Raw genomic sequence first — 16,148 nt, forward strand, 5'->3', positions numbered from 1 at the left:
TACCCTGTTTCGTTTATCTGAACAATACTTTTACTTACTCAGCAGCTGGAATGTGGTAATACCCAGATTACCCTTCTCAGCCGGATCAGCAGCTTTAAGACGTACATACAACGTATGTTTCTTTCCATCTGCAACTGGCGTAAAATTGATGCTCGCTGTGTTTGGCGCTTTCGCTTTCGCTCCCACACCAATCAGTGTTTCTCCCAGTTTCACACCTTCTGCTTTATCCAGGAATATTTCAACAGTATAACCATATTTCAATGGTTCCTGTGTAAAGTAAATAACATCGATACCTGTTACCGCTGTCAGATCGATTCCATTGTAAGTTACCCATCCGTTAGCTGTTGGAATCAACAGTTTTTTACCATCAAATTCGAATGTAGATACCGCATCAGACTTATCAAAAGAAGGTGCAGCGATCTTCGGACTTCTCAGTGAGATTGCATCAGTACCAGTGATTGGTTTGATACCAGGTCCGCCTTTATCAGTATAGCTGGCCATCAGGTACAATACGCCATTGTCTTTTTCAGGTTTACCTGTGGTCGGATCAACTGTACCGCTTACTGGTAATGATGGCGCCTGTTTATTAGCACCACCTACTGACATGATATATTCTACCAGCTGATGTGCTTCTGACTGTGACAAGGTAGGATGCGCAGACATCGCTGTTTCACCCCATACGCCGCCACCACCTTGTATGATCTTGTTAGCAAGATAATCAGGCGCTTTCGGATCGTCCTTGTATTTCTCTGCTACCTGTTTGAAGCTTGGTCCGATAGATTTCTCATCTGGCTTATGACAGGTTTTACAGTCACTTGCTTCCATGATATTCTTACCCGCAATCGCACCGGTAATGATCTGGTGACCCTGCTGTGGCGCCTGTGCCTTGTCATTTCCTTCCATGTATTCCGCTCTCACATACAGATTAGCTACATCGATCTTTCCATCAGCTGTAGAACCATCTTCCTTATCATTTACAGCGATATTATAAGCAACTGGCTTACCGGAGAAGTAGAACATCGTGTTACCAGCTACATTCACTTTCACCTGTGGTGTTTCATTACCTGCATACAATTCGATGCCTTTACTACGTGTGCTGACGCCATTGTTATCCACTACTTCTACAGATACTGCATATTCACCTGCGGTTGTAAACGTCGCTTCTGTTTCCGGTTCTTTGGTTTCTTTCTTGTTACCATTACCCAGGTACCAGATGTAAGTCAGCTGATCGCCATCCGGATCGGAAGAACCTTTTGCACTCAGTTTCACTTTGAATGGTAAACCGCCTGACAGTTTATCCACATGGATCTCTGCCAGCGGTGCACGGTTACCACCATTGTAATCGATACGAGCCAGACCAGCATCTTTATTCTTACTGAACCAGCCGTTACCATATTCCAATACGTAAATGCGGCCGTCAGGTCCCATTTCCATATCGATGATCGCGTTGAATTTGGTATTCGGCATGAAGTCTTCCGTTTTTGACAGGTTGTAATCCTTGTCAAACGTAACCGCTTTTATCCAACCACGTACCCAGTCATAGATAAACAGCTTGTTGTTATAGTAATCCGGGAAACGGGTTTCCTTCGGATAGAACTCATTATAATAAACAGGTCCTGCCATTGCATTACGGCCACCGCTACCCATTGACGGGAAATCCGGAGACTTCGCATAAGGATACCAGATGAACGCTGGTTGTGCAGGCGGCAGATCTTTGATACCGGTGTTGTTACGTGAGTTATTCACTGGTTTCGCAGGATCAAATGCCGGACCGCTCTTACCTGTCTCATAATCATACAGGTGGTAAGCATAGTTATTCCCTACGAACATCGGATAACCGAAGTTGCCCGGTTTCTTTGCCTGGTTGATCTCGTCGTATCCACGCGGACCACGATCCGGTTTATCATCATTTGCATCAGGACCTACTTCACCCCAGTACACATAACCATTTTTACGGTCAACAGAGATACGGTAAGGGTTACGGGTACCCATTGCAAAGATCTCTGGACGGGTATTGGCCGTGCCTTGTTTAAACAGGTTACCATCAGGAATGCTGTAGGTACCATCCTCATTGATCTTCAGACGAAGGATCTTACCACGCAGGTCATTGCTATTGGCAGATGTACGACGGCCATCATATTGCAGATGCCCCGGACGATCGTCCAGCGGACCATAACCATTGCTCACATATTTCTGTCCGGGTTCGTCAAATGGTGTGCTGTTATCGCCGGTAGAGAGGTATAATAAACCGCCAGGTCCGAAGGTGATAGAACCACCGGTATGGCAGCAGATATTACGCTGTGAATATAACTGGAGGATCACTTTCTCAGAAGCGGTATCCAGTACATTATTCTCAAACTTGAAGCGGGACAGTCTGTTTACAGAAGTATCCGCAGGAGAATAATAAACATATACATAGTGATTCTTAGCAAAATCAGGATCCGCCGCTAAACCCAGTACACCTTCCTCTGCATTCACATTCGGTGTCTCTGTTTTGTAATACACACGCAGGAAGCCCGCCTGTGTCAGTTTACGGCTGGTCTGATTGAAATACATGATCTCACCACGGCGTTGTGCTACGAGGATATTAAGATCAGGTAAAATGGTCATTTCTGTTGGTTCAAAGAACTCTCCGGTAATGAGCACATTCTTCGTGAACCTGTTTTCTTCAGGTACACGTAATGTCTTTGCCTGTGCATAATCCAGTAAGGTATTTTTACCGATGGCATATTTAATACCACCCAGGACATGCGCCAGGAATTCTGGTTCAGAATAAGATTCATTGGTATGTCCTAATTCTGTGTAGAAAGCACGGCCACCATCAAACTCATGGTACCAGCTGATAGGATGCTCAGGACCATTGGTACCGCCTTCATATGTTTTTTCATCAACAGTGATCAGCTTAGTGGTATTCTTGCTGATCTTTTTGAAGTTGTACCATTCGTCGGTATGTTCCCATGTATCAGGCAGCGTGGCGGTTGCCAGGAAAGATTTGTCCTTTACGGTGAGCTTCGCTTTGTGCGTACCGGCAGGGTGATTATCAAAGTAAGCACCAACCAGTTCGCCATACCATCCCCACTCATATTCTGTGTCGGTTGCGGAGTGGATACCTACGAATCCACCGCCGGACTGAATATATCTTTCGAAATCGGCTTCCTGGTAGTTGTCCAGCACATCGCCGGTCGTGTTCAGGAAAATAACTGCTGCATATTTTTGCAGCGTGTCTTCTTTAAAGTTTGCAGCATTCTCCGTAGTATCTACTTCAAAGCCATTTTCTTTTCCCAGTTTCTGGATAGCCTGTATCCCGGCAGGGATGGATGCGTGCCGGAAACCTGCGGTTTTGGTAAACACCAGTACTCTCGGGTTACCGGGCCGGGTTTTCTGCTGGCAGCCGGACATTACTGTTACCAGTAACGCCAGCATCATCATTACGTACCTGATTTGCATGATAGTTTTTATGTTGATTTACACTTATGCAGCACGCAGCCATTCTATATGACTTACGTACCGGAAGAGGGATTATGCGTTTACTTTTTTGCCTTTATATTCATCGCATAGCGAAGTCCGCCCAATACATGCTCCAGGTATGCCTGATCGGCATAAGATTCTTTTGTGTGGCCCAATTCAGTATAGAAAGCGCGACCACCTTCAAAGTCATGGTACCAGCTCATAGGATGGTTGTCACCATTCTTGCCGCCTTCATAGGAGCTTTCATCAATTTTGATCAGCACATGCACATCAGGATTCAGGTCTTTGAAATTGTACCATTCATCCCAACGTGACCATTTTTCCTGCAGGTGTGCAGTCGCCTGATTATTGCGATCTACCACCACCAGTGTGGCCTGCTGCTGTTTCGGGTGACTGGTAAACCAGGCGCCCGCCAGCTTGTTATACCATGGCCAGCCGTATTCTGTATCGGTTGCAGCATGGATCCCCATATAACCACCGCCGTTGTGAATGTATGTTTCCATAGCCGTCTGCTGTTCATCGTTCAGCACATCGCCTGTCGTGTTCAGGAACAGTACCGCCGCATAACGTTTCAGGTTTTTAGCATTGAAAACGGACGCGTCTTCAGTCGTGTCCACTTCGAAGCCATGCTCCTGTCCGAGTTTGATCATGGCTGTTTTCGCAACAGGAATACAGTCATGACGGAAACCGGCTGTTTTGGAAAATACGAGTAAACGGGGAAGGCGTTTTTTAGCAGATGCGAGCTGACTGGTAAAAGCGAAGCAGACAGTCAGCAGAAAGGATATCATTATAAATGATAAGTTACGAACTGCGAATGAAGGTTCATTCGCAATCCGTAACTTGTCATTATTTATTTTTCTCACGTGGATATTCTTCATGTATGATCGGTATTACAGTTGGCGGATTTTAACACTACGATACCATACCTGATCGCCGTGGTCCTGCAGGGCGATATGACCCTTTGGATATTGACCGAAAGCTTTCCAGGTTTTGAATTTGCTGTTATCCAGCAGTGTTTTCCACTCATCGCTACCCATGGTCGTTTCAATGGTCTGTACACCATTCAGCCAGAAGGTCAGTTTACCGTCTTTCTTACGGATCACTGCTGTGTTCCACTCACCAACTGGTTTTGCAGCATATTTCTCAGATTTCTTCATGTCATAAAGATCTCCGGAATTGTGCTTGGTAAATTTACCATCCGGGTGTTTCTGATCATCCAGCACCTGCATTTCAGGACCAGACAGATAGGTAGCGCCCAGTTTAGGATCTTCGTGTACACCGAAGATGATACCGCTGTTACCACCTTCAGAGATCTTCCACTCTATTGATAATTCATAATTTTCATACTCATCGTTGGTCACCAGGTCACCACCAGGAGCGCCATTCTTTTTAGCGTCCTGATCGAGGGACAGTGCACCATTTTCAACTTTCCAGGCAGCGCTTGGTTCAGTTTTCAGATAAGTGTGCCAGCCCTGTGTGGTCTTACCATCGAATAATAATTTCCATCCCGCTTTTTTTTCTTTTTTGGAAAGCGTGTTAGGTTCCTGTGCGGATGCGGAGAGAGTTAGCAGACTGAGTGCCAGAACGGGAATAATGTGCTTCATTGCAAATTGAGTTTTTTATAGCCGGTAATTGTAACACCGTACACATAGGCGCATACCGTTTACAACTACCGGCTATATATGATAGTTAATTATAGAAAGCTGAGAGACCAAATACTAAAACTGTTATCTCACTATTTCAGAGACAGGATGTATTTTACCATCTCTTTAGCGTCATCTTTAGACAGATCGGCGTGCGGCGTCATAGCCACTTCACCCCAGTTACCGCTACCACCGGCGATCACTTTATCAGCTAGTTTGTCGATGTTTGCTTCAGTAGCTTCGTATTTCTGTGCTACTTCTTTATAGCCAGGACCTACCAGTTTGGTATCGATCTTATGGCAGGTTTTACAGTCTTTCTGCTCGATCAGCGCAGCACCCTTAGAAGCTGCAGCTTCAGCAGCGCCCGGAGATACCATAGAGTTGTCTACCGGAGTTTCGCTGGTAGCAGCTGATTCTTCTTTCTTTTCGGTTTTGTTCTCGCTGCCGCCACCGCAGGAGGCCAGCAGAACTACGCTCAATACAACAGGCGCCAGAAAACGCATTCTCATTTTTCGATTATTTATAAGTTACCAGATTTGTGAGAATTAAGAATTAACAATTAAAAATCAAGAATTGGGTTAGCCGTACAGGCACATAATAACCTATTCCCGCGTTCCAAACCATCCAGGAAAACGGAGCAGTTGTAATGGTAATTTGTAAAGCATTTGATAACACAATTCCTAAATATTAACTTTTAACTCTCAATTGACAATATACTCATCCTTAAAGAACGATTCAAGCAGTAAATGATGAACGTCAGAATTGAATGATGCTGGTTTAGCACATAATGCCGATTTTCATATCAGCCCCCCAATTCTTAATTCTTAACTATTAACTATTAATTTCTAGTTGATTCCTAACACCTTCTTATTCAATTCCTCATCTGCTCCACCACCTGCAAAGTCATCAAATGCCTTTTCAGTTACGCGGATGATGTGATCCTTGATGAACGGCGCGCCTTCTCTTGCACCGTCTTCCGGATGCTTGATACAGCATTCCCATTCCATAACGGCCCAGCCGGTGAAATCGTACTGTGTCAGTTTGCTGAACACCGCTTTGAAATCTACCTGTCCATCGCCCAGTGAACGGAATCTACCCGGACGGTCGATCCATCCCTGGTAACCGCCATATACACCGGAACGGCCGGTAGGATTGAATTCTGCATCTTTTACATGGAACATCTTAATCTTTTCATGATAGATGTCGATGTATTGCAGATAATCCAGGCATTGCAGTACGAAGTGACTCGGATCGTACAACAGGCAGGCACGGTTGTGATTACCGGTTGCTTCCAGGAAACGCTCGTAAGAAGCGCCATCATGGAGATCTTCACCCGGGTGAATCTCATAGCAGAGATCGACGCCATTTGCATCAAACTCATTCAGGATCGGCAGCCAGCGGTTAGCCAGTTCCTTGAATCCTGTTTCTACGAGACCAGCCGGACGCTGAGGCCATGGATATACGGTATGCCACATCAATGCACCACTGAAGGTAGCATGTGCATTTAAGCCGAGGTTTTTGCTGGCTTTAGCAGCATATTTCAGCTGATTAACGGCCCATTCGGTACGGGCAGCAGCATTTCCTCTTTTATCAGCAGGCGCGAAGCCGTCAAACAGTTCATTATAGGCAGGGTGGGTCGCTACCAGCTGTCCCTGCAGGTGCGTAGACAGTTCGGTGATCTCCAGTCCTGCGGCATTTACGATGCCTTTGATCTCGTCTGCATATGTTTTGCTTTCAGCAGCCTTTTGCAGATCGATCATACGCGGATCCCAGGTAGGGATCTGTACACCTTTAAAACCTAATCCTGCCGCCCATTTACAAATACTATCCAGGCTATTGAAAGGCGCAGTGTCTCCAAGGAACTGCGCCAGGAAAATACCAGGCCCTTTGATGGTCTTCATATATAAATGATTTTAAAGTTCAAATGTTGTCCATTTCTCTGTGCTCTGGCTGGATTTCACCACGTTGTCGATGAATGCCATACCACGGATACCTTCTTCTACACCCGGGAAGTCCAGTGATTCAGGAGATGGAGTCTGACCATCGATCTTAGCCTGCAAAGTCTGTGCGAAATTGCGGTAGAGGTTACCAAATGCTTCCAGGTATCCTTCCGGATGACCACCCGGTGTACGGGTATTGTGGATAGCATAGCTGCTCTGGTAAGAGCCATAGCCGGCACCGGCACGATAGATCTCAGTTGGTTTATCCAGCCATTTTACCAGGAGGGTATTAGGTTCGTGTTGTGCCCATTCCAGACCGCCATTTTCACCATACACTCTGATTTTCAGTGCATTCTCTTCACCGGCAGCAACCTGGGAAGCCATCAGCACACCCGCAGCACCATTATCAAAACGCAGCAGCACGGCTCCGTCATCATCCAAAGCACGGTTTTCTACGAAGATGTTCAGGTCAGCACACAGTTTTTCTATTTTCAGACCACTGATATATTCGGCCAGGTTTGCAGCATGGGTACCGATATCTCCGAAACAACCGCTTTTACCGGAACGTTTAGGATCTGTTCTCCAGGCAGCACCAGCACTATCTTTTTCAGTAGCACGGCTCAGCCATCCCTGCGGATATTCTACCCAAACCTTGCGGATCTTACCCAGTACGCCATCAGCCACCATACGGCGTGCCTGTTTTACCAGGGGATAACCGGTATAGGTATGCGTCAGCAGAAGGGTCAGACCTGTTTCGGCTACTTTGGCCTTGATTTGTTTAGCCTCATCGAGGGTAAAGGTGATCGGTTTTTCGATCACGACGTTAAAGCCTTTGTCCAGCGCCATCATCGCAGGTTCAAAGTGTGCGAAGTTGGGCGTAACGATCGTAATAAAATCCAGTCTTTCACTTTCAGGCAGCGCAGCTTCCTTTTCCAGCATGGTCTTGTAGTCAGTATAGGTGCGTGCAGGATCCAGGAATAAGATCTTCCCGGATTCAATCGCTACTTCAGGATTTACACTCAGCGCACCAGCTTTCAATTCGATCAGGCCGTCCATATTGGCAGCAATACGGTGAATAGCACCGATGAAGGCATCCTTACCGCCTCCGATCATTCCCATTCTTAACTTACGGTTCATTGGCAAAACGTTTTATTCTTTATAGGTTTTGAGTTGTCTTACAGACATAGTAACGTGGAACAAGCAAGGAGAGTTGATTAGTTTTTCACACCGTCGTACTCACTCCACATTGGCTTTTCCGGGGTCTAATATATAAAAAAGTACAGGCAACCGTCAATATAACAGTAAAAACGACGACTTTCCAGGGGGATTCCCCCTGTCGCATTCCTGTTTAGCGAGACCTGTACGCTTTTTTTGAACCAGACTATTCCACAAAACCTTAAATGTAGAAAACTCCAGGCACATTTTCGTGTGATATTTTGATGAACGGAATAGGTAGGAACACTCATGAAATGTGCACCAAATGTCCTACTAAAGTGTTACAATTGATACCTTTTTGTGGTAAAAAGTAGTTGAAAAACGGGAAATATAACAAGTGAAAGAGGGGCTACCAAGGCTCTCAGGTACAGACTTTTATAAAAAAATAAAGAGCCAAATAAGACTATCCGGCTCTTGTTTTACTATCCTATGAAAACCCTAATAATGTAAAGGTAAAGTGTTGTAACAAATGATAGTGTTAAACGGTCGTTAATAAATTAATTTTTTTTCCAAACGAGCTGTGGCACTATTATTTTTTTTCTACATACTTTTTTTGCTTCTTTGCACCACTTTACGGCGATATAGCCGCAGAGAATGAAAATTGTCAATATGTCACAGTACTTACTTTCCGTGATCATCCCGGCCTATAACGAAGAAAGGTATATATATGATATCCTGGAAAGAGTCCAGGCGGTTTCGCTTGCCGGCGATGTCCAGAAAGAACTGGTTGTAGTGGACGATTTCTCCAAAGACAACACCGGTGGAGAAGTAGCCCGTTTCCAGGCAGCCTATCCGAATGTAAAACTGCAATACGTTCGTCACGAGGTGAACAAGGGAAAAGGCGCGGCTTTACGCACCGGCATTCAAAAGGCAAGTGGTGACTTTACCATCATACAGGATGCCGACCTGGAGTATAACCCGGAAGAATTTAACCGTTTACTGAAGCCCGTACTGCAGGGCGTTGCTGACGTAGTATATGGTTCCCGCTTTATGGGAGACGGTCCTCACCGTATCCTGTTCTTCTGGCATACCATCGGGAATAAGTTCCTGACGTTCCTTTCCAACGCGCTGACCAATCTGAACCTGACAGACATGGAAACCTGCTACAAACTGTTCCGCAGCAATATCATCAAACAGATCGATCTGAAAGAAAACCGCTTCGGATTCGAGCCTGAGGTAACTGCCAAGATCAGCCGTGTACCAGGCATCCGTATTTATGAAGTAGGTATCGCTTACTATGGCCGTACATATGCCGAAGGTAAGAAGATCAACTACAAAGACGGATTCCGTGCGATCTACTGCATCCTGAAATACAATATCTTCAGCAGACAGAAAAAAACTGTCGACATCAATAAATAACACACTATGCTGTTCCTGTTCGTTAAGTTCCTGTATATCATTATACTGTCTTTCCTGTATGGATATACGTTGCAGCGATTCCTGCAAAACCGGGTACTTAAGAACAGTGAAGCCGGTCCACATTTCACACTGGTCACACTGACCGGTAGTCTTGTCATGACCGTACCCGCCGCCTGTCTCAGTTTCTTTATGCCGCTGGCGGGAGCCGCCCATGGTATATTACTGGCAGGAGGACTGCTGTGTTATCTTTTACAACGTAGTAAAATTCATCAGCAGGTATCGGTTTATATACAGGCGGCAAAAGCTGCAGGTAAAGGCAAACTGCTTTTTACCGGAATAGCTGTGTTGTATGTGTTATATCTTTCTTCGCAGCAATCGCTTTCCTATGACGAAGGACTGTATTACGCACAGTTCATCAAATGGATGCAGCATTACAAGGTCGTTCCCGGATTAGCCAATCTGCATGAGCGTTTCGGATTTAACTCACACTGGCATGTGTTGTCGGCCGTTTTCAATTTCTCCTGGCTGACTGGCATTGCAGATAATCATATCAATGGCGTAGTATATCTGCTTACCTTATTATATCTCCTCCCACGTGAACAGGACAACCGGTTCCTGACGCTCTTAAAAGCAGGTATGCTGGTGATGATCAGTATGCCGCAATTCTGTGTGTATAATACGACTGCGCCTGCGGCGGATATGGTGATCTACTATATCAGTTGTCTGCTGATCGTTGTGTGGCTGGAACATAGTGTTAACGGACAATCACAGCTTACGGGCGACAACAGCGTCTTCTTGCTGCTGGCGCCAGTATTCCTGATCACCGTGAAAGTATCTTCCATGCCGGTGATGATCATTACAGCGGTATTGTTATGGCAGGTATTACAAGCGAAACGCTATCTGCAACTGATTACGCTTTGTGGAATAGCAGCAGTCATTTTATTACCATGGATAGCCAGGAACGTGATACTGACAGGATACATCCTCTTCCCGATCGCGCTGCCTGATTTCTTTCACCTGGACTGGGCCGTATCTACAGATGTGATCCGTTCCACCACAAAGGATATCCACATCTTTGCATTTTACCGGGTGGTAGATGCAGCAAGATTTGCATCAGAGAGTTTTGTACAACATTATATCAGCTGGTTCAAAGAGAGCGTACGCATATACGATAAGTTGCTGATACTGGCAACATTTGCAGCAGTGCCCCTGATCTTCTTCCGGAGAAAAAATTTACCGGCGGGTACCCTGCCTTTGTTTGCTTTCCTGTTATTGGGTTTGATCTACTGGATATTCCAGGCGCCGGATCCAAGGTTTGGCTACAGTTATCTTGTACCGCTGGTGATCATTGCAATTGCATTGTATGCCCCTTCACTGCGTTTCAGGCAAGTCTATCTGGCCACTTTAGCGGTCACATTTGTTTTTATGATCGGTACCATCGGATTGGGTCGTCATCTGCTGAAAGCATTCATCAACGACAAACTGGTAGAAGTTGTGCATCATGGTAACTGGTGGCTGACACCGGCACCTTATACCGCTACTACTACGGTCTCCACGGGTACTGCAACGCCGCTTATAACGACAACCAGTCATCTTTGCTGGGATAGCGAATTGCCTTGTGTATCAGCTATTCCTGACAACATACAAATGCGGGGTCAGACACCTGAAGAAGGCTTCAGGTGCTTCAGGCACTAAACCGTATGATATACATAATCGAAACACAGGTTCCGATGTTATTAATGGGTAAAATAGTATCTGTATATTCATTTATCTGTCTATTCTCAGCTTCGTCGCTTATTCGTCGCAGATTCGTCACAGATTCGTCGCTTGTTCGTCCATCGGATAAATGATTCTTTTCCTACTCAAACCCGCTAAAAACGATACTTTTTTCTCTTTTTTCGTCGCTCAGTCTCCGGAAACTTATACTACGCCGCCATTATAACGTTATTTCTCCGTTGTTTCTTCGCTTAAAAGCGTATAGATAGCGGCCTAATAACGGCATAATGAGGGTATTATACGAAGAAAAGACCCCGTATTACCTCATAAGCTGTCCTTCCCTTTTCAAATGACACTGTCAACTATCCTTTACAGGCATACGAAAGAAGTAGTAATTATTCTACATTGATCTCTCAATGGAAACATTTTGTACTTTTATTTAATATTTACGTAGACCTATGAATAAAATCCTATTATCCTTATCGCTGGCAAGCGTGATGTATGGCTGCAATGCAGCAGGAAGGGAGAAAAATCCTTTACTGCAGAAGGACTACGCATTAGCTGACACCCTACACTACGATCACGCGGTCATTGACGCATTGAGAGAAAGCATATCCGGCAACATCAGCAGATTAACGCCAACCATGCGTGAAGTAAACGGAGCAGCAGGACTGGAAGACGCGTTACAGTTTGAGTATGATGTAAATGCGGACAACAGCAGCGACTACGAAAAACTACGGGCAGCCCTCAAAAAGCAAGGATATCTTTTATTTAAGTCGGAAGAGAATTTTGGTACGAAACCTGACAAATACGCCGTACTGAAGACCAGTAATCAGTTTGATATCATTAAATTCCGGGCGACTAACGGCGCGAACTATGATATCACCAATGACAGTGTGATGCGGAAGCTGCATCATCTGTATGATAAGGAACCGTTTGAAATAACCGGTGCTGACATTGATTGGGTGGAAGTACATCTGAATAAATTAAATCCGGCAGACGCCATGACGTTTGCCAATGATGTATATGAGTTTTGTCCGGATCTGGCAGAGCAGGGAACGGAGACAGTGGAAAATCTGGCAGCTGAAATACTGGAGACAAAACAGCTATTCCTTTGGTGGGATTAATAACACTATTTTAACATTTGAAGCCGCCTCGTCCACACCGGGGCGGCTTTTTAGCACCCATATCCTACTTTAAAGGTACCTGAAGCCCTTTCCCATGCTATATTCCCGTTAAAAATCCATTCTTGCTGCCACAATACCGCATTTAGCCTTCACTATGTGCAAATAATTCCTAATTTTACAGGCCTTGCCAATACCGTGCGAGCCTGACAGCTTGTCATCGGATGCTATGTAAGCATAATATTTGGGTAAGGAAATCCGGTATCGGAAAGACTTTCGTTCTGGACTGTACAACTGTTTTAACAATCATTCGTAATAAACTCAACATGTTAGGTTTTTTAACTAAACTTTTTGGCGGGCACAAGTCGGAGAGAGATATCAAAGCTATCGAGCCTATTGTGAGGCAGATCAACGCGGAGTATGAAAAACTTCAATCCCTTCCTGTAGACCAGCTACGTAACAAAACGCAGGACTTCCGTTTGCGTATCAGCACCCATCTTGCCAAAATTGACGAGACCATTGCTGAAAAGAAAGCAGAAGCCGAAAGCGCGCATGACGTAGCCCAGAAAGACGTTATTTATCAGGAAATAGACAAACTCAAGAAAGAACGTGATACACAGCTGGAAGGTGTACTCAGGGAAATCCTCCCTGAGGCATTTGCAGTTGTAAAAGATGCGGCACGCCGTCTCTCACAGTCACCTGCCATTACTGCTACAGCGACGCCGCTGGACAGACAACTGGCTGTCAGAAAAGATTATCTGACGATCGAAGGTGACAATGTGACGTGGAAAAACAGCTGGAATGCTGCTGGTAGTCTTGTAACCTGGAACATGGTTCACTATGATGTACAGCTCATCGGTGGTATCGCGCTGCATCAGGGTAAAATTTCCGAAATGGCAACAGGTGAAGGTAAAACCCTTGTATCTACGCTGCCAGCCTATCTGAACGCATTAGCCGGTGAAGGCGTACACGTGGTAACCGTGAACGACTACCTGGCTCGTCGTGACTCCGAGTGGAATGGTCCGCTGTTCGAATTCCTCGGTATCACAGTAGATTGTATTGATAAACACCAGCCTAATACCGCTGAGCGTAGAAATGCCTACCTCGCGGATATTACCTATGGTACAAATAACGAGTTCGGCTTTGACTACCTCCGTGATAACATGGTGCATAGCCCGGACGAAATGGTACAGCGTAAACACCACTTCGCAATGGTCGATGAGGTGGATAGCGTATTGATCGATGACGCACGTACGCCATTGATCATTTCTGGTCCGATCCCACGTGGTGACGAACAGGAGTTCCATGCGCTGAAGCCGCGTATCCAGGCACTGGTAGAAGCACAACGTAAAGCAACCAACCAGTTCCTGCTGGAAGCAAAGAAACTGATCGCTGAAGGTAAAGACGACGCAAAAACAGGTGGTATGGCGCTGATGCGTGCATGGCGTGGTTTACCAAAGAACAGCGCCCTGATCAAGTATCTGAGCGAACCAGGTATCAAAGTATTGCTCCAGAAAGCAGAGAACTATTACCTGGCAGACCAGCAGCGTGAAATGCCGAAAGTAGATGAAGAACTGTACTTCACTATTGACGAGAAAAATAACAGCGTTGACCTGACTGAAAAAGGTATCTCACTCATCACCCGTACAGGAGAAGATCCACACTTCTTTATCCTCCCGGATGTGGGTTCTGAAATAGCAGAGATCGAAAAGAGCGGTCTGACAGCAGATGAAAAACTGCACCAGAAAGATACCCTGCTCCAGGACTTTGCACAGAAATCTGAACGTATCCACTCCATTCAGCAGTTGCTGAAAGCATATACTCTCTTTGATATCGATGTGGAGTATGTGGTAATGGATGGTAAAGTAAAGATCGTAGACGAACAGACAGGTCGTATCCTGGATGGCCGTCGTTATTCCGATGGTCTGCACCAGGCGATCGAGGCAAAGGAAAACGTGAAAGTGGAAGCTGCTACGCAGACATTCGCTACCGTTACCCTTCAGAACTACTTCCGTATGTATCACAAACTGGCTGGTATGACCGGTACAGCGACTACAGAAGCGGGTGAGTTCTGGGAAATCTACAAACTGGACGTGGTAACCATCCCGACCAATTTGCCTATCACCCGTAAAGACGCGGAAGATCTGGTTTACAAAACAAAACGTGATAAATACAGAGCGGTAATAGATGAAGTAAAACAATTACAGGCTGCCGGTCGTCCGGTACTGGTGGGTACTACTTCCGTAGAAGTATCCGAATTGCTCGGCAAAATGCTGACCTTCGAAAAGATCCCTCACAATGTATTGAACGCTAAACAGCACGCCCGTGAAGCACAGATCGTTGCAGAAGCTGGTCTTCCAGGTGCTGTAACCATCGCTACCAACATGGCAGGTCGTGGTACGGATATCAAGCTCGGACCTGGCGTAAAAGAAGCAGGTGGTCTGGCTATCATCGGTACTGAACGTCACGAAAGCCGTCGTGTTGACCGTCAGCTGCGTGGTCGTGCCGGTCGTCAGGGAGATCCGGGTACATCCCAGTTCTTCGTATCCCTCGAAGATGACCTGATGCGTATGTTCGGTTCTGACCGTATCGCTGGTCTGATGGACCGTATGGGCTACAAAGAAGGTGAAGTGATCCAGCACAGCATGATCACCAAATCCATCGAAAGAGCACAGCGTAAAGTAGAAGAAAACAACTTCGGTATCCGTAAACGTCTCCTCGAATACGATGACGTGATGAACAAACAACGTACGGTGATCTACTCTAAACGTAATCACGCACTGTTCGGCGAACGTCTGTCCATCGATATCGACAACTCCTTCTACGACGTAGCAGAAAACCTCGTTACTACACATAAAAACAGCGGCGACTACGAAGCATTCAAACTGGATGCGATCCTGAACTATGGTATCGATACTGATATCACCCAGGAAGAACTGAACCGTACAGATATCACTTCGCTCTCTACACGTCTTTACCAACAGGCAAAAGACAACTACGAGCGTAAGACTTCTGAACTGGCACAGCAGACGCTGCCTGTTATCGAGCAGATCCACCGCGAACAGGGTCATCATATCGAAAATATTTCCATCCCATTCACCGATGGTAAGAAAGGTATGAACGTCCTCGCGAACCTGCAGAAAGTAGTCGACACCAAGGGTTACGAAACGATCAACGCACTGGAACGCAGCATCACCCTGTCTCTGATCGATGAGGCATGGAAAGAGCACCTGCGCGCAATGGATGATCTGAAACAATCCGTTCAGAACGCCGTATTCGAGCAGAAAGATCCATTGCTGATCTATAAATTCGAAGCATTCAATCTCTTCAAAGACCTGAATGCAGAGACTAACCGCGAGATCGTATCCTTCCTGTGCCGTTCAGGTATCCCTGTTCAGGAAGATAACCGCCCGCAGCAACAGCAGCAGGAAATCCCACAGCAACCAGCACCACAACCACAGATCCGTGAGGGTCGTGAAGAAAAAACTGATATGAGCCGTTTACGCGCTACACATCAGGAATTCGATGGTGGTGATGCAGCTGTAGCAGAAGATTTCGCTTCAAATGCGGAACAGTTCAAACAGGAGCCTGTGAAAGCGGGTCCGAAAGTAGGCAGGAATGATCCTTGTCCTTGCGGAAGCGGTAAGAAGTACAAACAATGTCACGGAAAAGATTTTTAATCT

At 45.8% G+C, this 16,148-nt stretch carries 10 protein-coding genes; 4 read left to right on the forward strand and 6 right to left on the reverse strand.

Going from position 1 to position 16,148, the window contains the following annotated elements; translation table 11 throughout:
* Window positions 1-30: 30 nt before the first annotated feature.
* The 6 genes from BMZ72_RS22750 to BMZ72_RS22775 form a co-directional block, all read right to left on the reverse strand.
* Window positions 31-3,447: a ThuA domain-containing protein gene (locus tag BMZ72_RS22750; protein ID WP_089811998.1), complete on the reverse strand. Its 3,417-nt coding sequence runs from the start codon at window positions 3,445-3,447 to the stop codon at window positions 31-33.
* An 80-nt stretch (window positions 3,448-3,527) separates the two neighbouring features.
* Entirely contained in the window at window positions 3,528-4,346 is an 819-nt protein-coding gene (locus BMZ72_RS22755; protein WP_089811999.1) for a ThuA domain-containing protein, read from the reverse strand.
* A 12-nt stretch (window positions 4,347-4,358) separates the two neighbouring features.
* The gene (locus BMZ72_RS22760) at window positions 4,359-5,072 is read right to left on the reverse strand and encodes a 3-keto-disaccharide hydrolase (RefSeq protein WP_089812000.1); all 714 of its coding nucleotides are present in this window, start codon (window positions 5,070-5,072) and stop codon (window positions 4,359-4,361) included.
* Between the two features lie 131 nt (window positions 5,073-5,203).
* Window positions 5,204-5,620 (reverse strand): c-type cytochrome, encoded by a 417-nt coding sequence (locus BMZ72_RS22765; protein WP_012794840.1) that lies wholly within the window; start codon window positions 5,618-5,620, stop codon window positions 5,204-5,206.
* Between the two features lie 336 nt (window positions 5,621-5,956).
* The gene (locus tag BMZ72_RS22770) at window positions 5,957-7,012 is read right to left on the reverse strand and encodes a sugar phosphate isomerase/epimerase family protein (protein WP_089812001.1); all 1,056 of its coding nucleotides are present in this window, start codon (window positions 7,010-7,012) and stop codon (window positions 5,957-5,959) included.
* A 12-nt stretch (window positions 7,013-7,024) separates the two neighbouring features.
* Window positions 7,025-8,188: a Gfo/Idh/MocA family protein gene (locus tag BMZ72_RS22775; protein ID WP_089812002.1), complete on the reverse strand. Its 1,164-nt coding sequence runs from the start codon at window positions 8,186-8,188 to the stop codon at window positions 7,025-7,027.
* Window positions 8,189-8,875: 687 nt separating this feature from the next.
* On the opposite strand from BMZ72_RS22775, the gene BMZ72_RS22780 reads away from it, so the two are divergent.
* The 4 genes from BMZ72_RS22780 (at window position 8,876) to secA (ending at window position 16,145) form a co-directional block, all read left to right on the forward strand.
* Window positions 8,876-9,625 carry a glycosyltransferase family 2 protein gene (locus BMZ72_RS22780; protein WP_089812003.1) on the forward strand — a complete coding sequence of 250 codons (750 nt, stop codon included), beginning with the start codon at window positions 8,876-8,878 and terminating at the stop codon, window positions 9,623-9,625.
* 6 nt (window positions 9,626-9,631) lie between these two features.
* On the forward strand, window positions 9,632-11,320 hold the full coding sequence (locus BMZ72_RS22785; RefSeq protein ID WP_089812004.1) for an LIC_10190 family membrane protein: 1,689 nt from the start codon (window positions 9,632-9,634) through the stop codon (window positions 11,318-11,320).
* Between the two features lie 479 nt (window positions 11,321-11,799).
* Window positions 11,800-12,468, forward strand: a complete 669-nt coding sequence (locus BMZ72_RS22790) for a DUF4253 domain-containing protein (protein ID WP_089812005.1) — start codon at window positions 11,800-11,802, stop codon at window positions 12,466-12,468.
* 323 nt (window positions 12,469-12,791) lie between these two features.
* Window positions 12,792-16,145, forward strand: coding sequence for a preprotein translocase subunit SecA (gene secA, locus BMZ72_RS22795; RefSeq protein WP_089812006.1), 3,354 nt, complete (start codon window positions 12,792-12,794; stop codon window positions 16,143-16,145).
* Window positions 16,146-16,148 lie beyond the last annotated feature (3 nt).

This window comes from Chitinophaga sp. YR627, assembly GCF_900114995.1.
GTDB lineage: Bacteria > Bacteroidota > Bacteroidia > Chitinophagales > Chitinophagaceae > Chitinophaga.

Coding starts and splice junctions, on each gene's coding strand:
- BMZ72_RS22775 (WP_089812002.1), bottom strand. CDS start 8,188: ATGAACCGTAAGTTAAGAATGGGAATGATCGGAGGCGGTAAGGATGCC.
- secA (WP_089812006.1), top strand. CDS start 12,792: ATGTTAGGTTTTTTAACTAAACTTTTTGGCGGGCACAAGTCGGAGAGA.
- BMZ72_RS22760 (WP_089812000.1), bottom strand. CDS start 5,072: ATGAAGCACATTATTCCCGTTCTGGCACTCAGTCTGCTAACTCTCTCC.
- BMZ72_RS22765 (WP_012794840.1), bottom strand. CDS start 5,620: ATGAGAATGCGTTTTCTGGCGCCTGTTGTATTGAGCGTAGTTCTGCTG.
- BMZ72_RS22790 (WP_089812005.1), top strand. CDS start 11,800: ATGAATAAAATCCTATTATCCTTATCGCTGGCAAGCGTGATGTATGGC.
- BMZ72_RS22770 (WP_089812001.1), bottom strand. CDS start 7,012: ATGAAGACCATCAAAGGGCCTGGTATTTTCCTGGCGCAGTTCCTTGGA.
- BMZ72_RS22755 (WP_089811999.1), bottom strand. CDS start 4,346: ATGAAGAATATCCACGTGAGAAAAATAAATAATGACAAGTTACGGATT.
- BMZ72_RS22785 (WP_089812004.1), top strand. CDS start 9,632: ATGCTGTTCCTGTTCGTTAAGTTCCTGTATATCATTATACTGTCTTTC.
- BMZ72_RS22750 (WP_089811998.1), bottom strand. CDS start 3,447: ATGCAAATCAGGTACGTAATGATGATGCTGGCGTTACTGGTAACAGTA.
- BMZ72_RS22780 (WP_089812003.1), top strand. CDS start 8,876: ATGTCACAGTACTTACTTTCCGTGATCATCCCGGCCTATAACGAAGAA.